Raw genomic sequence first — 20,078 nt, forward strand, 5'->3', positions numbered from 1 at the left:
AACCGAGGGATGACGCGAGTTGCGACGGCGCCCACGCTCATGGCCTGCCTTACCCTTCTGTCGGCCTGCAACACCACGGATGCGCTGACCCCGCTGGTCGACGTCGGCGACACCTCAGGCAGTGTCCGCTCGTCACCTGTGACCCAGCGCGACGTGGAGCGTATCGCAGGAACGACGCCGCGCAGGCAGGCATTTGCATCCGAGCCCCAGCAGCAAGGCGGATACCAGCAAGGCGGTTACCATCCGGCCTACGTCAGGCAGGGCACCGGCGCGCCTCCCACGACGATGGACGCCCAGGCTCTCGCTCTCGACGGCGACGCCCGCTCGCCGGCAGCGTCCCCCCGGATTGAGAGCAAGACGCTTACTGAACCCGTGTCGAACGCCGAAGCCGAAGAACAGGACATGGTCGAGCAGCCGGCACGGCAGCCTCCTGTGAAGCAAAACCAGACTGCAATGCTGAATGCGGGCACGAACCGCGGCACGACCGTGCGTTTCCTGCCCATCATCGGCGCCCCGGTCCAGGCGGTAACACCGTTGTCCCGGCAGCTCGGCACAGAGGCGCGCTCGCACGGCCTTTCGATCAGGAGCTCCAACGACAACAGCAGCTCCTACATCCTGAAGGGCTATCTCTCCGCCTTTTCCGACAGCGGCAACGTGACGGTCGTCTATGTCTGGGACGTACTGGACAACAGCGGCGCTCGCCTGCACCGCATCCAGGGACAGGAGAGCGTGCCGTCGGCAGCACAGGATCCATGGGCTGCCGTCCCCGCCTCTGTCATGCAGCAAATTGCGTCCAAGACGATCACCGAGTTCTCTTCTTGGCGTGAAGCTCGTGGCGGCTAAGCCACAGGCTTTTTAGAAATAAGGAAGCCTGTGGCTCCTTTACGCTTGCATTCGGGAACAAGCTGGCTAAAAAGCGCGGCTATCAGCAGGTAACAGGCGGACCAAGATGAAGGTTTTCGCAGGCAATTCGAACCGGCATCTCGCCGAAGCGATCTGCAACTATCTCAATGTGCCCTTAGGCAGAGCCACCGTCAGAAGATTTGCCGATCAGGAAATCTTTGTGGAAATCCAGGAAAACGTACGCGGCGAGGACGTCTTCCTTGTTCAGTCTACTTCGTTTCCTGCCAACGACCACTTGATGGAACTGCTGATCATGATCGATGCGATGCGTCGATCCTCGGCACGTCGCATCACGGCCGTTCTTCCATATTTCGGCTATGCTCGCCAGGACCGCAAACCCGGGCCGCGCACGCCGATTTCCGCCAAGCTTGTCGCGAACCTGATCACCGAAGCCGGCGCCGATCGCGTCTTGACCCTCGACCTGCACGCCGGCCAGATCCAGGGCTTCTTCGACATTCCGACGGACAACCTCTATGCGGTGCCGATCCTGTCGCGCGACATCAAGGCAAACTACGACATCAGCAACGTCACGGTCGTCTCCCCGGACGTTGGCGGCGTCGTGCGCGCCCGTTCGCTCGCCAAGCGGCTCGACTGTCTGCTGGCGATCGTGGACAAGCGCCGCGACCGCCCCGGTGAATCCGAAGTGATGAACGTCATTGGCGACGTGACCGGCAAAGATTGCATCCTCATCGACGATATCGTCGATTCCGGCGGCACCCTCGTCAACGCCGCCGAAGCGCTCCTGAAAAACGGCGCGACCAGCGTGACCGCCTATATCACGCACGGCGTGCTGTCGGGCGGTGCCGTTACCCGAGTCACCTCATCCAAGCTTCGAGAGCTGGTCATCACCGACTCCATTCAGCCGACGACCGCAGTGCTGTCCGCGCACAACATCCGTGTGGTCAGCACCGGCAGCCTCATCGGTGAAGCGATCAACCGCACGAGCCAGGAAGAATCTGTTTCCAGCCTCTTTGACTGAACCATCACAGATTTGCGAACAATAGCAGCGCTTTGCACTTTGTCCTGATCACGCCTTCGGCTAGGATTTCGAACGAAGTCAAGCCGCGGGGAAACAATGATGTTTGTCGGTTTCACAGTGCCGAAAAAGCTCGCGCTGCTTTTTCTGATCCCCATGCTCTCGGCATGCACGGCCGATGTCGACCCCGGCTCCTCGCGGCCGCCGCCGCGCCCTCGCCCGCCGCAGCCGCAGATGTGCACCATGGAGTATGCGCCGGTCTGCGGCCAGCGCGGCCCGCGCACGCAGACGTTCGGCAATGCCTGCCAGGCTCGGAGCAGCGGATTCCAGATCATCGGCCGCGGCGAATGCCGCCGGCCGCAACCGATCGCGCCGCCGCCCCGGCCGGAACCGCCTCCACCGGATCGCCCGGCGGGCGCCTGCACCCGCGAATACAGGCCGGTCTGCGGTCAGCGCGGACCACAGATGCGGACTTTCCCGAATGCGTGTGAAGCCGACAACAGCGGTTTCCGCATTGTCGGCCAAGGCCAATGCCGTCCGTGAGGCAGAACCGACGTGCTTCGGTTGACGGGCGCGCCGGCCATGAGGCGACCCGCTAGGCGGCAATATGCGATGCTGCAGACATGACCTCCTGGGGAGCCGGTACGCCGAACAGACGGCGCCCGTCATCGGCGACCTCCGTGAAACACCAACGCACGACACCGTCGCGGTCGAGCAGGAATTCGCCGATGAGCTGCCCCTCGCCCCCAGCGATCATGCTGCGGTCCTCGTCCGTGAATTCGTAGCCGTCCGCCGTGTCGAGATACTCGGTGGCCGCCATCACACCCATCGGCTCCGGCAGTTCCGGCATCTCAAGACGCATGGAACCAAGCGCTTCCAGACTGACCTTATAGGGCCACGCCGTCTCGGACTGCGTAAATTCGATGTTCGGAAGCCCGAAGGCGCGGTGCGATACCCGGTCGGGATCCGACGCCGCGAGCAGATTGGGAACAGGATGATACCGGAAATAGAGGCGCGCGCGCTCGATCGGCGTGTTGACGATCGTCAGACTTTCCACGCCCTTCTCTTGCAGGTCGCCCGCCAGACTTGCCATGGCGGCGATCTGCCGTCGGCAGAACGGGCAGTGCAAGCCGCGAAACAGCCCGACCAGAACCGGCTTCTGTCCGCGAAAGTCGTCTATCGCTATTTTGCCCTGGCGCGTGATCGCGTCGAGAACGACGTTGGGCGCACGATCGCCTGGCTGCAAGGGTCTATCGCTCTGGATTTCCGGCATGTCATCCTCCTTCGCATGTTCGCCAGGCGCACTGCGCGTCGGTGGGGATTGTTTCTAGGCGACTCCATCGGAAGCCGTCTGACTGCCAGCGGCCTTCGTTCAGTCAAGAAAAGGCAACACCACCAAAGCATCCGGATCCAGACCGTGTTTGGTGCAAACGTCCTGAGCCAGCGCAAAATACCGCTCGGCCTCGGCCATATCGTCGTTTTCCAGATTCAGCGTCGCTAGCCCATCATAGCATGGAAACAGCAGCTGCGGCTCGCCAATTTCACCTGCGAGCTTCAGCGCCTCGTCGTAATAGTTGCGCGCCAGTTCCGGCTGGCCATGACATTGATGGATCTGTCCAAGCACGATCAGCGGCACCGCCAGGTGATCACGCTGGTCGAGCGCCCGGTCGATTTCGATCGCCCTCTCGGCAGCAGGAACGCCCTCCTTGGCGCAATTGTCCGTAAACGTGCAGCAAGCGACGGCAAGGTTGGCGTAGAGGCGCGCCTGGAAGGCGAGATCGGCGATGTGCGTAGCCACATCAAGCCCTTGCCGGCACACCTTTATCGCACGCGCCGGATCGACGATCGTGTAGAGCACGCCGAGATTGGCATAGGCACGGCAGGCCGCACTCAGCAATTCCGCTTTCTGGGCAACCTCAAGGCTGCGCTCGACCTCGCGCACGGCGTCGCGATGATGTCCGAGACGGGCAAGGGCCACGCCCTTGGTGTTCAGCGCCTCCGCGCGCACCTGAGCCGCCTCCGCGGTCGCGCAATCGGAGGCATCGAGGCAGGCAAGCGCTTCATCGGCGCAGCGCGCGGCTGCGCGCTGGTCGCCCATGCGAAAGGCAAGATGCCCACGCTCCTGCAAGAGATGTGCAAGCTCGATCGGCGCGTCGCACCGGCTCAGCAGCAAGGCCGCTTCGGCGAAATCGGCATCCGCGAGAGCCCTTCTGCCCGCGTCGAGATGGAGGCGCCCGAGCTTGCGCAGAATTCTCGCAGCTGCTGGCTGGTTGCCTGTATCGCGGAAGATCGCCAGCGCCAGCCCGTAGTGATCGCGCGCATTGTCCCGGCTTCCTGCGGGACCATAGAGGTCGGCAAGCCGTTCAAGCAACTCAAGCCTCTGCGGCAGAACTGCGGCATTGTCCGCGATGGCTGCAAGCGCTTCGCGGTAGAGGCGAATGGCGTCGTCGTTCGCATAGGTCTTGCGTGCAAGATCGCCTGCCGCCGTCAGGTAACGGGCGCCGGTGTCGATTTCACCGGCGAGGCACAAATGCCGCCCAAGCAAGGCAACATCTTCGAGCCGCAACGGCGAACCCTGGTGCAAAGATTCCATGGCGTGCCCTATCCGGGCATGCAACTCTCTGCGCCGCTGCAGCAGCAGGTTCCCGTAGATGACGTCATGCAGCATTGCCTGGGTAAAGCGATAGGAGCCCGCGGCTTTTGCGGGATCTCGACCGACGTCTTCCAGAATTTCGGCCTCGCACAGAAGATCGAGGCAAGGCTCGACGCGAGCGGGATCGGACGTAATCGCCCGCAACAACGCGTCCTCGAACCGTGGTCCGATCACCGCGGCCTCCTGGGCCACCCGCTTCACATCCGAAGGCAGGCGGTCCACCCGCGCCAGCAGCATCGCCTGCAGGCTCACGGGAATCTCCGTTCCCATTTCCGCGCTCGCAACGCTCCATCGCTCGCCGTCCAGCCTGACCATGCCGGTCTCGATCAAACCCCGGACGATCTCCTCTATGAACAATGGATTGCCGCCTGCGCGCATCAGGATGCCTGACCGCATGGCGGCAGGAACTGCACTGCCGGCGCCGAAAAATTGGGTGAGCAGCATTTGGCTGTCTTCCAGAGACAGGGGTGCGAGCCGCAAGACCGTACGGCTGGTTCTGCTGGATGTCAGGCCTTCGCTCTCTTCCGACGAACGGCCGGTGGTCAACATCATCAGGCGCGTCCGCTCGAGCCGGTCGAGCACGAAGTGCAATGTCTCGATCGAGGCCGCGTCCGCCCAATGCAGATCCTCCACGACAAGCAGAAGCGGGCTCAGCGACAGCCGCCGTTCGATGATCGTGCGCGTGGCGTAGAGAATCTGCCGCCGCAGCTTTTCCGGTTCCAGATGGCGCAGGGCTTCGCCCGGATCGCCAAAGCCGAAAACGCAGAAGAGCAGAGGCGTCAAACCGGCGACATCCTCATCGGGGAATTGGAGATCGCGCAGCCCCGACGTGAGCAACTCCACCGTTATTTGAGGGCTCTCGCGGTCGGCAATCCCATACGCGCTGCGCAGCACCGACGCCAGCATTCCGTAGGATTGCTCTCCGAGCGGCGAGCACACGGCGCGCCTCACGACGACATGCTGAAACCGGGCCTCGCCGGGAAGCCGCTCCAGGAAATCCTTGACAAGCCGCGATTTGCCGATCCCCGCCTCCCCTACGAGTTGGACAAGCTGTGCGCTGCCGCCGCAGGCAAGCTCCAGGCAATCGGCCATCCGCAGGAGTTCGGCATCTCGCCCGACGATATCGGCGTGCAGCCCGAGGCTCTCCAATCCGCGCACGGAATGCGGCGTCTCCAGCGGACCGACCAGCCGATGCACCTCGACATCGCCGCTCTTGCCGCGAAGCGCCTGTGCGCCAAGGCTGTCGAAGGCGAATGCATGCCGCGTCAACCGATGCGTCATCGGCCCCACCAGGATGACTCCAGCGTCCGCCAGCGATTGAAGGCGTTGTGCAGTATTCACCGTATCGCCCGTCACGGAATAGGAGCGCGACGCCGAGGCGCCGAACCCGCCGGTAACGACCGGCCCGGTATTGATGCCGATATGCAGCCGCAACGGAACCCCTTGCAGTGCAGGCCACCGGCGACCGACGCGCTCCGCGCCCGCCATCATTTCGAGCGCCGAGCGCAGGGCACGGTCGGGATCGTCCTCATGTGCCGTCGGCGCTCCGAAGAGCGCCAGCAGCGCGTCGCCCACGAACTTGTCGACGAAGCCGCCATAGGCCTCGACCGCATGCGTCAATTCCTCGAAGACTTCATTCTGCAGCGCCCGCATGACCTCCGGATCGGTCTTCTCGCTGAGCGTGGTAAAGCCGCAGAGATCGGCAAAGAGCACGGTCAGCGGTCGGCGGTCGGCACCTTCGTCGGGCGCGGGCGGAATGGGTAGACTTGACGGGATGACGTCTCCGCCAGGCACATGAACGGACGATCCGCCGATTGCGGTCCCGCATTTCGGGCAGAAGGCGAAATCAGGCTGGCACGCTTCGCCGCACGCGGCGCATGTGATCGGTTGCCGTGCGCCGCATTTCGGGCAGAACGCAAAGCCGCTCTCGATCGCAAAACCGCAGGCGATACACTTCATGGAACCGACCTCGAGACGCCGCGCCGTTCAGTCTCGACGATCATGCGCCAGCGACGTACAATGAACCTGCCGCGCTGTCCCCGCAAGGGACAGGGCTGCGCCCGTTGCGAGCGCCGCCCCTGCTTGGCTATTCAGCGCCCTTGACCACCTGTCCGTTTATCGTGACGGCGCCGCTGCGCGCGATGTCGATATCCCACCGCTGGCGCCCATCCGGGTCTGCCTTGGCAAAGCCCTTGGCCATCATCAGCCCAAAAGAGACCTGGTTGAGATCTGGACTTGTCTTTGCCAGCTCCTGCACGGCTGCGATGGTCTCGTCGAAGTCACGCGCCAGGATCGTCGCCTTCATCGAGTATTCCTTCTTCATCTTCGGGTCGCCGCGAATCTCGCCCGAGATGTCGGCGTCGTACACGCTCGAAACGGCTGCAATCTTTGGAAACGCGACGACGAAATCGTGCCCTTCGACGAGCTTCTCGAATGCCTTCTCGCTCTCCCGGTCGGAAGTGGGCTTCGAGAAATCGACCTTAAGAAGTTCATCGCCAAAGGCAGCAAGATCTATGTCGGGAAGAGCCATCTGCACCTGGACTGAACTGGGGACGAAGGACGAATAGGCGGCCGGCACCAGCGAACTGTCGAAGCTGATCTGCTGTGCCGCCATGCCGAAGTCAAAACGCGTCGCATTGGTAGGGCCGCTCATCGCAACCGTATAGTCCAGCGTCTTCGCCCCACCGTTCCCGGCAACGTTCGAAACCGTCAGATTGTTGAGGCTGATCGTCTCATTCAGGCTCGTCATCAGTGGAAAAGCCTTCCGAAGCAAGCTCTTCAGCGCTTCGCTGTCGGCTCGGCGAAGCTTCTTTTCGTCAGCGTGATCGAGGATGAAGATCGCGAGGTCTCTGATCTCCCTGGCAGGCACCCCATTCACCGCAGCCGCAAAATCGACGGTATCGGCGCGGATCTCGACCGGTGGAACGTTCCGACCTGTGACCGTCTCGACAAACGCCGAGAACGTGCCGCTACCTGCGAAGTTGGTTCTCCCGGCGGATGCGCTTTCCGCAGACGTCAGCTTGTAGTTCGAACTGTCCGTAGCGACGCTGACTTCCTCGGCATCGGTCTTCGACGAGAACCGCACCGCCTTCGACGAGAAATCGCCGGAGCGCAGATAGCTGATCGCCGGATCGAACAGGCCGCTGAAGATCAGCGAATCCACCGTGTACGTGAAGTCTGTCCTCGGTTGGCCCACCGCCGAAAAATGGCCTGAGGCATTGACGGAATTGTTGCCCTCGACCTTCCAGAGGCCGTCGTCCTGCGGCGTCGCGAAGATCGACCACGGTACAAGGCCGCCGACGGCAAAATCGGCAGGATTGATGTTCTTCAGCAGCTTTGCGAGATCGTAGATGATCTCGTACCGGGTCCCGGCGGGATTGACGGTGACAAAGCCATCCCTGCTCAATTCCTTGGGCAGCAGCTTCGTCAGGTTTCTCTCGATTTCGCTTGCGCCCTGCTGATTGATCTCGGCCGCCTGCCCGGTCGACAGCAATCCGAGAACGATGGCGCCCGCGACTGTTATGGCATTGAGCTTCATACCGGATTTCCCCCGTGGCGTTCATCGCACATGTGAAGTCGCTTACGTTCGATGTCAACCCGTAGGCTCCGAGCATCACGATCAGGCTGCAGCGTTCCGTGGCCCAGTGTCGGCTGCTGCTCCGGACAGCCCGTTCACGATCGCCTCGATGTCCGGACGAGGAGCCGGTTTGCCAAACAGGAAGCCCTGCACCTGCAGGCAGCCTTCTCTGCGCAGGAACTCGATGTGCTCTTCCCTCTCCACACCCTCGGCGAGTACCGGAATGTCGAGGCTCTGCGCAAGAATGAGGGTGGACCGCACGATGGCCGCCGACTGCTTGTTGGTAACGACGCCGTCGACGAAGGCACGATCTATCTTGATTTTGTCGAACGGGAAGCTCTGCAGCGTCGAGAGCGACGAGTAACCGGTGCCGTAGTCGTCCATCGCCACCCTGACACCTAGCGCCTTCAGGCGACGGATCGCATTCAGCGCATGCGCATGGTCGGCGACAATGCCGGATTCGGTGATCTCCAGTTCCAGGCGTGACGGCGCAAGTCCGGTATCGGCGAGTATCTGGTGGACGATCTGCGGCAGGCGGCTGTCGGCCAACTGCTGGGCCGCAACGTTCACGGCAATGCGCAAGGGGTTCTTCCAGGTCGCGGCTTCCGCGCAAGCCATGCGGAGAACCCATTCGCCGAGTTCCAGGATGAAACCGGTCTTTTCCGCGATTGGAATGAATTCACCGGGAGAAACATATCCCCGCGTCGGATGGTTCCACCGCAACAGCACCTCCAGTCCGACGACCTCGCGGCTGACCGTGTCGTTCTGCTGTTGGTAGAACAGCAGAAACTCGCTGCGCTTCAGCCCTTCGCGCATCTCGATCGCCAAGGCGCTACGCGCACGCGCCACCTCGTCCATCGAGGGGTCGTAGAAGCAGATGCTGCTGCCGACGGTTGTCTTTGCCCGATACATGGCCACATCGGCCTGCGAAAGCAGATCGTCGATCGTCTGCGCCCGATCCGGAAAACTGGAGATCCCGATGCTTGATCCGACGCAAAGCGACTGACCTTGCCACTCGACCGGGCGCTCGATTTCAGCAAGCAGGCGCTGGGCCAACGCCGGAGCTTCTGACCGTCCGATGCGGTCGCGCATGACGACGACGAACTCGTCGCCGCCGACACGGGCCGCAAATTGGCCCTTTCCGGTGACCGTGGTCAATCGCTCCCCTATCGCGCGCAACACCGCGTCACCGGCTGCATGTCCATGCACATCGTTGATCTCCTTGAACCGATCGAGATCGAAGCAAAGAACCGCAATGCTGTCCGTTGCGCCGCCAAGGCTCCTGGTCATCGCCGGCAGGTGTTCGTTCAATGCTGCCCGGTTCGCCAGATGTGTCAGCGGATCGTGTAGCGACAGATGCCGGTAGCGCGCAACCGCTGCCACGGTCGACTGCATGTCGATGATGTAGGTCGAGGCACCCAGCAGGAGGATGATGATCATCACCGCCCCGACGAGGCTGGTCATGACTCCGCCGGAGAGAATTTCGGCGGGAACGGAAATAGCCGCATCGGGCACGATCGTCATGCCGGCCATGCCGACGAAATGCGTGGACACGATGGCGAGGATCAGCGGAAGCGCCGCACCGACTTTGCCGAAGCGTGTCGCAGGCCGGGCGATGAGGTTCGTTACCAGCGCGCCGAAGACCGCGGCTGTGATCAGGGAGCCGATGACGTAAGCCCTGTTCCACTCGATATCGCCCGCCACCCTGAAGCCGGCGATCCCCACATAGTGCATCGCCGCGACGCCGAGACCGACGATTGCGCCGCCGGCCTCGATCAGCACGGTTCTCTCGCGGCGCACGGAGGCAATGCCGAACCCGATCATTGCCGAGCTGATCCCGATGAACAGCGACAGCAGCGTCATGCCTGGGTCGTAACCCGACAGCGTCGGCGCATGGTAGCCGAGCATGGCGATGAAATGCGTGGTCCAGATCGTGGCTCCGCCAACGAAACCGGACAGAAACAACCAGTTGAGCCGCTGAAGGCCTTGGGTTCGCCTCACCTTGGAAAAGAGCCGGACCGTCAGAAGAGACCCGAGTACGCAAATAGCCGTTGCGAAAAGCAGATGCGGCAGGCTGTGTTCGCCGCCGATACAGGAAATGATGCGGAGCATGCAGAAGGACCACGTTGATGTCGGCTCTTCATACCGTTCCAGACATTATCATTCCTTAATCGCCCATGATTTCCAGTCATATGGTTAAATGCTGTGCAACATATGAATTCTCTGGCACAACGACCACACGCCAACGCCGCCTCACCAAGCGAATACACTCGACAGCCGGCGATCTCTTGCCTTTGCGGGACATCTATACTATAGCGCACGCGTCCGCGCAGACACCCTTGGAGGCAACGCGGATGAGGATGGGGAAACCCGCCTCCAGTTCCGCGACAGGCATTTGCCGCCGCGGGGCTCTCCAAATAACCTCGGAAGGAAAAGTCATGAGCCACGAAAGCTACGAGCTCAAGGCCGAGGCGCGCGAACGGGTTGGTAAGGGGTCCGCCCGTGAACTTCGCCGCAACGGTTTAATTCCCGCTGTCATTTATGGTGACAAGCAGGCCCCCATTTCTATCGCTCTCAGCACCAACGAGGTGACGAAGCGCATCCACGCCGGCGGTTTCATGACCACCGTTGCAACGATCGACGTCGACGGCAAGAAGTTCAAGGTTCTGCCGAAGGACTACCAGCTCGATCCGGTTCGCGACTTCACGATGCACGTGGACTTCCTGCGCGTTTCGGCCAACACCCAGGTCACCGTCGAGATCCCGGTTCACTTCATCAATGAAGAAAAGTCCCAGGGCCTGAAGATCGGTGGCGTTCTGAACATCGTTCGCCACGAGATCGAAGTTCATTGCCCGGCTGATGCGATTCCGGAATTCTTCGACATCGACCTCAGCGGCAAGAAGATCGGCGACAGCATCCATATTTCCGATGTCACCCTGCCGAAGGGCGTGACGACGGTTATCGACCGCGACTTCACGATCGCGACGATCATTGCTCCGGCAGCGGGCGTCGAAAGCACCGAAGAAGCTGGCGAAGCTGAAGCCTGATAGCTTCCAATAATTTGTAAAGCATAAGGCCCGCTTTCTCCGGAAAGCGGGCCTTTTCATTTGGGCGAAAGGGGAGCGTTTCAGCAACATTTAATACATTTAGTGGAAGCATTTGGAACCGTTTGCAACGGATGCTGTGGCGGCAGCAGGCGGTAGAGAATGCGGCAAGGAGAAGACGGAACAGATGCACAATTCCGTTCAGAATAGATTTCTAGCAATCGTTTGCGGGGCACTGCTTCTCTTCGTCGCGCCTCTATTTGTTCTGTTCCTCTTCCTGTCCTCCGAACGCGCGGAGAAAGAGATCCGCGACCACATCTCCGTTCTTCTTGTGGCCAATGCCCAGGCGCTGGCAAAGCCTCTCTGGGATCTCGACGAGGACAGCGTTGCGCAGATCAGCGCGACCGTCGTTTCGCAGGGCGCAATCGTCAAGGTCCAGGTGCGGGATCAGTCCGGCCAGCTCGACGTCACCCAATCGACCATACCGAAATCGTTCCGCGGCGAGTTGGTGCAGGTTTCGCGCGCCATCATCTACAACACGATCGACGGTCCGAAAAACCTCGGCAGCATCTCGGTCTTCTATCCCGCCCTCGGCCTGTTTTCCGGCTTGAAGAGCGAAGAGATCGTCTTCATGTCGATCTTCATCTTCGCCGTTCTGACCGTTTTCAGCGCGGCATTGATCGGCAACCGCATCTTCATCATCAGGCCTTTGATGCGCTTGATCGCAGCCATCGAAGCGACGCGCCAACTGGGCTCGCGCCATCACGTCGACTGGCACTCCAACGACGAGATGGGCCGGCTTGCCAGCAGCTTCAACGAGATGCAATCCAAGCTGGAAAGCGAGGAGAAGGAGCTGAAGCTCGCCCACCGCCGCGCGATCGACATCTACGGTCTCACCCCCGCCATGCTGTTTTCGCTGGACGAGGACGATCGCATCACCGCCGTCAGCGACTACTGGCTCGTGGCCACGGGCTACGAACGGTCGGGCGTCATCGGCCGCAGGTTCATCGAACTCGTCACAGCCGACACGCGCGAAAGCTTCCTCAATCGAAAGAATGAGATCGAACACGCCGCGGCCTTCGACGTTACCGTCAAATTCCTCTGCGCCGGCGGCCGCGTCATGGACGTGCTGATCCTGGAATCGAAGGCTGTCACCGGCGGTCATGACCTGCTGTCGCTTTCGGTGATGACGGATGTCACCGAGCTCAAGGCGTCCGAGGCAAGAAACCACAGCCAGGCCATCAGCGACCACCTGACCGGCCTCCTCAACCGGCAAGGCTTCGAACAAGCGCTCGACGGAAAGATCCGCGATGCGGACATGGCCGGCCAGGAACTCGCCTGCCTCTTCGTGGACCTCGACCGCTTCAAGTGGATCAACGACAATCTCGGCCACGCCGAAGGCGACAGGGCACTGCGCGAATTCGTCGCTCGGTTGAAAGCCCATCTGGCACCGTCCGACGAGGCTGCTCGTCTCGGCGGCGACGAATTCGCTATACTGCTGCCGGCCAAGGACGCCGCCCGCCGCGCAAATGCGATGGCCGAGCAGATTGCCTCGATATTCCGCGAACCGTTCGGTCCCGACCTGCATCTGAGCGCCAGTGTGGGCATCGCGATCTATCCGCGCCATGCCGCCAACGCGGCCGAACTGCTGCAGAAATCCGACATGGCCATGTATGCCAGGAAGCGTGATGGCAAGAATGGTGCGCAGCTGTTCGACGCCACGATGCTCGATCACGTCCGCGCCCGCGCGGAGATTGAAAACTGCATCGAGACGGGCCTCGTCGAAGATTGGTTCGAGGCATATCTGCAGCCGATCGTGAACCTCAACGGCCGCGGGATCGCAGGCTTTGAGGCGCTGATGCGCCTGAACCATCCCCAGAAGGGATTGATGGCCCCGGCAGCGATCATCAACGTCGCCGAGGAAACCTCGAAGATCGTCCGTGTCGGCAACGTCATCATGGAAAAGGCCATCGCCCACCTGGCCAGGATTTCGAAGCTGTCCGGCATGCAGGACAGCTATCTCGCCATCAATTTCTCGCCGCTGCAGTTCGAGCCCGCCCTGCCCGCACGTCTCGCCTCTCTGCTGGGGCGTCACGGCATCCGCCCCGAACGTATCGTCGTCGAAATCACCGAAGCCGTGCTGATGCATAACAACCCGGCCATCCGCATGATCGTCGGCGAAATGCGCCGTTTCGGCTGCCGCATCGCGCTGGACGACTTCGGAACAGGCTATTCGTCGCTGAGCTATCTCAACCGCTTCCCTGTCGATATCATCAAGATCGACCAGTCGTTCACACGTTCGATCAACGATGCCAACGCGGAGGTGCGCCACAAGAGCCGCATGCTGGTGGAGAGCATCGCGACCCTGTCCCACAAGATGGACTGCACGGTCATCGCAGAAGGCATCGAAAGCGAAGAGGAATGCCGGACGCTCTGCGAAATGGGCCTGGACTACGGCCAGGGGTATCTCTTCCATCGTCCCCAGAATGCAGAGCAGCTGATCGAGCAGCTGACCGTCGTAAAACTCGCGGTTGCCCGCGCTTCGTAATCGCAAAAAGGAAGGCAACACGATGAAACGCCTGCTGATCCTTGCCCTCCTGAGCCTGCCATCGTTTACCTCGGCCGGCGCGGCGCCTGTCAGCCTGCTCACCGAAGAATACCCCCCCTTCAGCTACCGCGAAGGCAAGGCGATGAAGGGCGCATCCATCGAGCAGGTCGACAGGATGATGACCGCCGCCGGTATCGACTACACCGTCGAGATGATGCCCTGGGCGCGCGCCTACAGCCTCGCCCAGACCACGCCAATGACCTGCGTCTTCACCACGGCGCACAACGCAAAGCGCGATTCGAAGTTCAAGTGGGTCGAGCCCCTGCTGGTCGATAACAACATACTCATCGCAAAGACCGGCTCAGGCATATCCGCCATGGATCTTGAGGAAGCCAAGAAATACACGATCGGAACACAGCGCGAGGACTATACCGAGACCGTTCTCAAGGAAAAGGGCTTCACCAAACTGGACGTCACGACCGACTTCAGCGCGACGCTTCGCAAGCTTCTCAACGGCCGAATCGACATGATGCCGATATCCGAGATCTACTTCGACAGGCTGAAGACGGAGCAACCCCTGCAGAAGGTCGCGGTCCTTTCCTCCCAGCTGATGGGAATCGCTTGCGAGAAGAGTTTTCCGGGCGATCTGCTTGCGCGGATGCAGACGGCCCTCGACAGCCTGATTGCCGATGGCACCCAGAAGTCCATCTTCATGAAATACGGCCTGCGCCGTTCGGATTGACTTTCCTGGCCAACCGCTCGCTTCTTATGCTTGACTTTGCCGGCGTTTCGCGGTGGTGAACGGCGAGAGCATTTTGCAAGGAACGAACGAGCCATGCTGATCATTGCGGGCCTCGGCAATCCCGGCGGCAAGTACGCCGGAAACCGACACAATATCGGCTTCATGGCCGTCGACGCGATCCATCGCCGTCACAGCTTTTCGCCCTGGTCGAAGAAGTTCAAGGCGGAAATCGCAGAGGGCGAGATCGCCGGCGAGAAGGTGCTGCTGATCAAGCCGCAGACCTACATGAACCTTTCCGGCGAATCCGTCGGCGAGGCGATGCGTTTCTACAAGCTGGAGGCGGCCGATCTCGTCGCTGTCTATGACGAACTCGACCTGCTGGCGGGCAAGGCGCGAATCAAGACCGGCGGCGGTCATGGCGGCCATAACGGCATAAAATCGCTCGACGCCCACTGCGGCAAGGAATACCGCCGCCTGCGCCTCGGCATCGGGCACCCGGGCGTCAAGGAAATGGTGCAGCATCATGTACTCGGCGATTTCGCCAAGAGCGATCGGGTGTGGGTGGAACCGCTCCTCGACGCTCTTGCCGACAACGCCGATATGCTGGTGCGAAAGGAAGATTCGCAGCTCATGAACAAGCTGGCGCTCGCTGTCGGCGACAAGGCCGAGGAGGAGAAGCCGAAGGCGGAGAAAAAGCCGGCGGCACAGTCGCACATCCGTCAGGCGCGAAACCACGCACAGCCGAAGAAGTTGCCGGCGACGGGTCCAATGGCCGACATGCTGAAGCGGATGTTCGGCAAGAAGGAAGACTGATCGGTGGCAGGTTCGTCCAATTCGATCCGCGCGGCCGTTGCCGGCGATCTCGAAGATCTGCTCGAACTCTATCGACAGCTCAATCCCGGCGATCCGGCGCTCGATCCCTCAGAGTTGAAGGACCGCTTCGCCGCCATGCTGGCGCAGCCGGGCATGACCGTGTTCATCGGCTTTGACAATCAGGCGCCAGCCAGCACCGCGACGCTGATCGTCGTCCCGAACCTGACGCGAAACGGCGCATCCTATGCCCTGATCGAAAATGTCGTCACGCACCGCGACCATCGAAAGCGCGGCCATGCGGGTGCACTTGTCCGGCACGCCATCGACGCGGCCTGGGACGCCGGCTGCTACAAGGTCATGCTTCTGACCGGGTCGAAGGAGCCCTCAACGCTCCGCTTCTACGAGAGTTGCGGCTTTCTCCGGGACAAGACCGGCTTCCAGATCCGCCGCCCCTGAGACCTTATTCTTCAGGCTCGGTGGTGAACATCAGCGGGAACCCGGCCTCCTTGCCGAAGTCCACCGCCTCCTTCGCCTTGGTCTCGGCAATATCCCTGGCACATACGACGACCACGGATGTGCCGAGTTTGTGCGCCGTCAGCATCACCCGGTATCCCGTCTCCTCGCTCATGCGGAACACCATCTTCAGCACCGCGATGACGAATTCCCGCGGCGTAAAATCGTCATTGACGAGAATGACCTTGTAGAGCTTCGGCCGCTCGAGCTTCGGCTTGGATTTGATTTTCGGCTTCAGGGCAACATCGTTGTCACTCATCGGAAGTCCACCCGTTGATGACATGGGTAAGGCGAGCGCATGCTCAGCCCGACAATTATATTGCACCGCAAGCGCAGCTTTCAAGCGAAACCCGCCTTGATCACGACAGATGTGCTCGAAAAGCTTGACCCGGAGGCGGCTTTTACCCCATACGCACGGCCAAGGAATTCAAGAACAGCAGGTTACAGGCCATGGGCTTCAAATGCGGTATCGTCGGTCTGCCGAATGTCGGCAAGTCGACTCTCTTCAACGCGCTCACCAAGACGGCGCAGGCGCAGGCAGCGAACTATCCCTTCTGCACCATCGAACCGAACACCGGCGAAGTCGCCGTTCCCGATCCGCGCATGCAGAAGCTGGCAGCGATCGCCGGCTCCAAGGAAATCATCCCGACGCGCATCTCCTTCGTCGACATCGCCGGCCTCGTGCGCGGCGCATCGAAGGGTGAAGGCCTCGGCAACAAGTTCCTCGCCAACATCCGCGAAGTCGACGCCGTCGTACACGTCCTGCGCTGCTTCGAGGACGACGACATCACCCATGTCGAGGGCCGCATCAATCCGGTCGGCGATGCCGATACGATCGAGACGGAACTGATGCTTGCCGACCTCGAGAGCCTCGAGCGCCGTGTCGAGCAGACGCGCAAGCGTGCTGCCAGCAAGGACAAGGAATCGCTGGCGCAGCTGCCTGTCATGGAATCGGTCATCAAGCTTTTGAACGAAGGCAAGCCAGCGCGCCTGCTCCTGAAGACGCTGGCACCTGAAGACATCGAGATCCTCAAGGGCCTCAACCTGCTGACCTCGCACCCGGTGCTCTACGTCTGCAACGTCGCCGAAGCCGACGCCTCCACCGGCAACGAGCATACCGGTGCCGTGGCCGTCATGGCCACGGAACAGGGCGCTGAATGCGTGATCATCTCCGCCGCGATCGAATCCGAAGTGGCACAGCTTCCCGAAGAGGAAGCAATAGAGTTCCTGTCGGCGCTCGGCCTCGAGGAAGCAGGCCTGGACCGGCTGATCCGCGCCGGTTACCACCTCCTCGACCTGATCACCTACTTCACCGTCGGCCCCAAGGAAACGCGAGCATGGACGATCGTGCGCGGCACCAAGGCGCCGGCAGCCGCAGGCGTCATCCATACCGACTTCGAACGCGGCTTCATCCGCGCCTTCACCATCGCCTATGACGACTACATCAACTTCAAGGGTGAAGTCGGCGCCAAGGAAGCCGGCAAGGGTCGCGACGAAGGCAAGGAATACGTCGTCCAGGACGGTGACGTCATCCACTTCCGCTTCAACACCTAGGGCGGAGCAGAGACTGCCGCCCAGAGCAAATTCCAGCAGGAGTGCGTAGCGGTTTTGCGTCTGCAATTGCGTAAAAGAAAGAGATAGGGCGTTTCCGCCCTATCTAGGCCGGCGGCAGCCTATCGCGCATCGCAGCCGGCAGCCGCCGCATGACGAAGCGCCGGAGCGGCATCCATCCCGTTCCGATGACGAGCACGATGACCCCGACGGTCAGCAGCGTGACGAAGATATAGGTATCGACGCGCGCATTGCCCTGGCGGAATATCCCGTAGAGGGCAAATCCCAGAGACACGAGACCGGATGTCACGAAAGCGCGACGGTCGATGATCAGCCCCACGAACATCAGTACTGCCACGGTCGCAACCACCACCGGCGTGCGGGATGATACCGTCTGCACCGCGTCAAGCAGGTCGTCGCTAAAGCCTGCCAAGGAGACGATGCTGTAAAGCAGGGCCGGCGCGGCACCGAGATGCAGCCAGAAGGCAACATCGGCGTTGACGGTACGGCGAAGCGGATCCCGCAGGTCGAACCGCATGGCAAGCGCAAAAAGACCGAGTGCGCACGCAACGGCGATGATCGACAGCACGCCGGTATGATTGACCGCAAACAGCGGATCAGCACTCATCCAGCCAAGTGTGCGGAGGACAAGCTGCAGCAAGACGACAAACGCCCCCATGATCGCCAGCGCGAGGGCAAGCGGGATCCGGTAGAGCAGATAAAAGAGGCCCAGGACGACCGGGAACGTCAACGTACACGCCAGCGCCTCGTTGTCGCCCAGCCCAACAATCGTAAGAGGGCCTTCCAGCCAGTTTGCCGACATCACGACGGTCCAGATCGCCAGCGCGATCGTCAGCGCCACGGCTGGCAAGGCGAGCCGTTGCCTGCGAACAAGGATCTCCGCCAGCAGTATGATCCCCGGCAACGCGGCGTAGATGGAAGCGAGGCCCCATAGCCCCGAAAGCGCCACGACGATGCCAATGGTGATCAGTATGTCGTGGAAGCCACGCACGAAGCTCGGCGTCTCCGTGTCAGAATATGCCTGTCCATCCCCTGCGACCACACCCGTCCCGCCGTCAACCCGCACACCGCGCTCGATGAGAAACGGCAAAAGCCGATCGGCGGCCTGAAAGGAAATCAGCCCTTTCCGCTCGGCGTCATCGAGGATCGACTTTAGTTCACGCATGCTGGAAATCCCGCCGGAATCATTGTGCCTCGGTGGAGGCTATTGTAATCCTTGTGAACTTCCTATGACGCGGAGACGAATTTGTCCGATCAGAAGCTGACCTTCGAAGATTTCGAACCGGGGCGCACCTTCGCCCTCGGCCCGAAGACGGTGACCGGCGCCGAGATCATCGAATTCGCCCGCGAGTTCGATCCTCAGCCGATGCATCTTGACGAAGCGGCCGGACTCGCCAGTATCCTTGGAGGATTGGCGGCATCCGGCTGGCACACCTCGGCCATGTTCATGCGGATGATGACAGACAGCTTCATCCTCAATTCCCTGTCGCAGGGTGCGCCCGGCATCGATGTCATGGAGTGGCGAAAGCCGGTGCTGGCAGGAGACACGCTGGCGGGCCATTCGACAGTTACGGAAGCGCGAGCCCTGAAGTCGAGACCGGGGATCGGTATCGTCAAGTTCCGGCACGAAATCGCCAATCAGAACGGCGATCTCGTCTGTGCCGCGGAGGGATCGATCATGTTTGCGATGCGCAAGGCGCCGGAGGCCGGCGCATGATTATGGCGGAACGCTATGCCTTCGGGGAGAAGACCGATATCGGGAGTTACGTCTTCACGGCGGAAAGGATCATCGCCTTCGCCACGCGCTTCGATCCCCAGCCGTTCCATCTCGACGGCGACGCGGCGCGGGAGAGCCTGTTCGGCGGCCTCTGCGCCTCAGGGTGGCATACCTGCGCAGCCTGGATGCGGGTTTTCATGGCATATTGGGAAGAGGAATGCGCGCGCCTGGTGCGCGACGGAACGTCCCCGCCCAAGCTCGGGCCCTCCCCCGGCTTTCGCAACATGCAATGGCTGCGGCCGGTTTTCTGCGGCGAGGAGGTGTACTACTCCAACACCTTGCTGAAGAGCCGCCCGCTGGCCTCGCGCCCCGGAATGCGCGTGAACACCCTCCTTTCGGAGGGCGCCATAGCAGACGGAACGCCCGTCATCCGCTTCGAAGGCAGCGTGCTGGAATTCCTATGACCGGGCCTCAATGGCCCGAAAATTCGACCAGCGTGCGAACCTCGACGCCAAGCGCCTCGAGCTTTGAGCGTCCGCCGAGATCAGGAAGATCGATGACGAAACAAGCGGAGACGACCTCCGCGCCGATCTGGCGAAGAAGCTGCGTCGCGCCAACCGCGGTACCGCCGGTGGCGATCAGGTCGTCCACCAGGATCACCTTCTCTCCCGGCTGCACGGCATCGCGGTGCATTTCCATTTCGTCGACGCCGTATTCCAGGCTGTAGGCGATCCGGACCGTGTCATGGGGCAGCTTGCCTTTCTTGCGGATCGGCACGAAGCCGGCGGACAGCTGATGTGCCACCGCACCGCCGAGAATGAAGCCCCGCGCTTCCATGCCCGCAATCTTGTCGATCTTCAGGCCGGCATAGGGCTGGACGAGTTCGTCGATCGCCCGCCGGAAAGCGCGGGGATTGCCGAGAAGCGTCGTGATATCGCGAAAGATGATGCCGGGCTTGGGATAGTCCGGAATGGAGCGAATGCTGGCGGCAAGCTCCGAAGTCGTATCGTTCATGGAAGA

Annotated in this window: 17 protein-coding genes and 1 pseudogene; 11 read left to right on the top strand and 7 right to left on the bottom strand. The window is 61.4% G+C overall.

Annotated features, from left to right (window positions below; genetic code table 11):
* The first annotated feature begins 9 nt into the window (after positions 1 to 9).
* The 3 genes and pseudogenes from ASC97_RS16145 to ASC97_RS16155 all read left to right on the top strand — a co-directional run.
* Complete coding sequence (locus ASC97_RS16145; protein WP_057469285.1) at positions 10 to 843, top strand: hypothetical protein; 834 nt, start codon at positions 10 to 12, stop codon at positions 841 to 843.
* 106 nt (positions 844 to 949) lie between these two features.
* Positions 950 to 1,882: a ribose-phosphate pyrophosphokinase gene (locus ASC97_RS16150; RefSeq protein ID WP_057469286.1), complete on the top strand. Its 933-nt coding sequence runs from the start codon at positions 950 to 952 to the stop codon at positions 1,880 to 1,882.
* Positions 1,883 to 1,981: 99 nt separating this feature from the next.
* Positions 1,982 to 2,416 (top strand): annotated as a pseudogene (locus ASC97_RS16155) (Kazal-type serine protease inhibitor domain-containing protein); the annotation flags it as partial.
* A 58-nt stretch (positions 2,417 to 2,474) separates the two neighbouring features.
* On the opposite strand, the gene ASC97_RS16160 reads toward ASC97_RS16155, so the two are convergent.
* From ASC97_RS16160 to ASC97_RS16175, 4 genes are all read right to left on the bottom strand, one after another.
* Positions 2,475 to 3,152, bottom strand: coding sequence for a peroxiredoxin-like family protein (locus tag ASC97_RS16160; RefSeq protein WP_057469287.1), 678 nt, complete (start codon positions 3,150 to 3,152; stop codon positions 2,475 to 2,477).
* 99 nt (positions 3,153 to 3,251) lie between these two features.
* Positions 3,252 to 6,491, bottom strand: a complete 3,240-nt coding sequence (locus ASC97_RS16165; RefSeq protein WP_057469288.1) for an adenylate/guanylate cyclase domain-containing protein — start codon at positions 6,489 to 6,491, stop codon at positions 3,252 to 3,254.
* Positions 6,492 to 6,618: 127 nt separating this feature from the next.
* Complete coding sequence (locus ASC97_RS16170) at positions 6,619 to 8,070, bottom strand: hypothetical protein (protein ID WP_057469289.1); 1,452 nt, start codon at positions 8,068 to 8,070, stop codon at positions 6,619 to 6,621.
* Between the two features lie 81 nt (positions 8,071 to 8,151).
* Positions 8,152 to 10,221: a putative bifunctional diguanylate cyclase/phosphodiesterase gene (locus ASC97_RS16175; RefSeq protein WP_057469290.1), complete on the bottom strand. Its 2,070-nt coding sequence runs from the start codon at positions 10,219 to 10,221 to the stop codon at positions 8,152 to 8,154.
* 326 nt (positions 10,222 to 10,547) lie between these two features.
* Here ASC97_RS16175 and ASC97_RS16180 point away from each other — a divergent pair, with 326 nt between their 5' ends.
* From ASC97_RS16180 to ASC97_RS16200, 5 genes are all read left to right on the top strand, one after another.
* On the top strand, positions 10,548 to 11,156 hold the full coding sequence (locus ASC97_RS16180; protein WP_057469291.1) for a 50S ribosomal protein L25/general stress protein Ctc: 609 nt from the start codon (positions 10,548 to 10,550) through the stop codon (positions 11,154 to 11,156).
* Positions 11,157 to 11,340: 184 nt separating this feature from the next.
* The gene (locus ASC97_RS16185; RefSeq protein WP_057469401.1) at positions 11,341 to 13,701 is read left to right on the top strand and encodes an EAL domain-containing protein; all 2,361 of its coding nucleotides are present in this window, start codon (positions 11,341 to 11,343) and stop codon (positions 13,699 to 13,701) included.
* A gap of 22 nt (positions 13,702 to 13,723) precedes the next feature.
* Positions 13,724 to 14,443 (top strand): substrate-binding periplasmic protein, encoded by a 720-nt coding sequence (locus tag ASC97_RS16190; protein ID WP_057469292.1) that lies wholly within the window; start codon positions 13,724 to 13,726, stop codon positions 14,441 to 14,443.
* A 93-nt stretch (positions 14,444 to 14,536) separates the two neighbouring features.
* The gene (pth, locus tag ASC97_RS16195; protein WP_057469293.1) at positions 14,537 to 15,256 is read left to right on the top strand and encodes an aminoacyl-tRNA hydrolase; all 720 of its coding nucleotides are present in this window, start codon (positions 14,537 to 14,539) and stop codon (positions 15,254 to 15,256) included.
* Between the two features lie 3 nt (positions 15,257 to 15,259).
* Complete coding sequence (locus tag ASC97_RS16200) at positions 15,260 to 15,712, top strand: GNAT family N-acetyltransferase (protein WP_057469294.1); 453 nt, start codon at positions 15,260 to 15,262, stop codon at positions 15,710 to 15,712.
* Positions 15,713 to 15,716: 4 nt separating this feature from the next.
* Here the strand turns inward: ASC97_RS16200 and clpS are convergent, their stop codons facing one another.
* Positions 15,717 to 16,028, bottom strand: coding sequence for an ATP-dependent Clp protease adapter ClpS (clpS, locus tag ASC97_RS16205; protein ID WP_057469402.1), 312 nt, complete (start codon positions 16,026 to 16,028; stop codon positions 15,717 to 15,719).
* 191 nt (positions 16,029 to 16,219) lie between these two features.
* Between clpS and ychF the strand changes: the two genes are divergently transcribed.
* Positions 16,220 to 17,323 carry a redox-regulated ATPase YchF gene (gene ychF, locus ASC97_RS16210; protein WP_057469295.1) on the top strand — a complete coding sequence of 368 codons (1,104 nt, stop codon included), beginning with the start codon at positions 16,220 to 16,222 and terminating at the stop codon, positions 17,321 to 17,323.
* A 103-nt stretch (positions 17,324 to 17,426) separates the two neighbouring features.
* Here the strand turns inward: ychF and ASC97_RS16215 are convergent, their stop codons facing one another.
* Positions 17,427 to 18,506, bottom strand: coding sequence for a hypothetical protein (locus tag ASC97_RS16215; RefSeq protein ID WP_057469296.1), 1,080 nt, complete (start codon positions 18,504 to 18,506; stop codon positions 17,427 to 17,429).
* A gap of 81 nt (positions 18,507 to 18,587) precedes the next feature.
* Between ASC97_RS16215 and ASC97_RS16220 the strand changes: the two genes are divergently transcribed.
* Entirely contained in the window at positions 18,588 to 19,058 is a 471-nt protein-coding gene (locus ASC97_RS16220) for a MaoC family dehydratase (protein ID WP_057469297.1), read from the top strand.
* Positions 19,055 to 19,522 (top strand): MaoC family dehydratase, encoded by a 468-nt coding sequence (locus tag ASC97_RS16225; RefSeq protein WP_057469298.1) that lies wholly within the window; start codon positions 19,055 to 19,057, stop codon positions 19,520 to 19,522. The genes ASC97_RS16220 and ASC97_RS16225 overlap by 4 nt, the downstream gene beginning before the upstream one ends.
* 7 nt (positions 19,523 to 19,529) lie before the next feature.
* On the opposite strand, the gene ASC97_RS16230 is transcribed toward ASC97_RS16225, so the two are convergent.
* Positions 19,530 to 20,072 carry an adenine phosphoribosyltransferase gene (locus ASC97_RS16230; protein WP_057469299.1) on the bottom strand — a complete coding sequence of 181 codons (543 nt, stop codon included), beginning with the start codon at positions 20,070 to 20,072 and terminating at the stop codon, positions 19,530 to 19,532.
* Positions 20,073 to 20,078 lie beyond the last annotated feature (6 nt).

Source organism: Rhizobium sp. Root1203 (assembly GCF_001424945.1).
Lineage (GTDB): Bacteria > Pseudomonadota > Alphaproteobacteria > Rhizobiales > Rhizobiaceae > Rhizobium.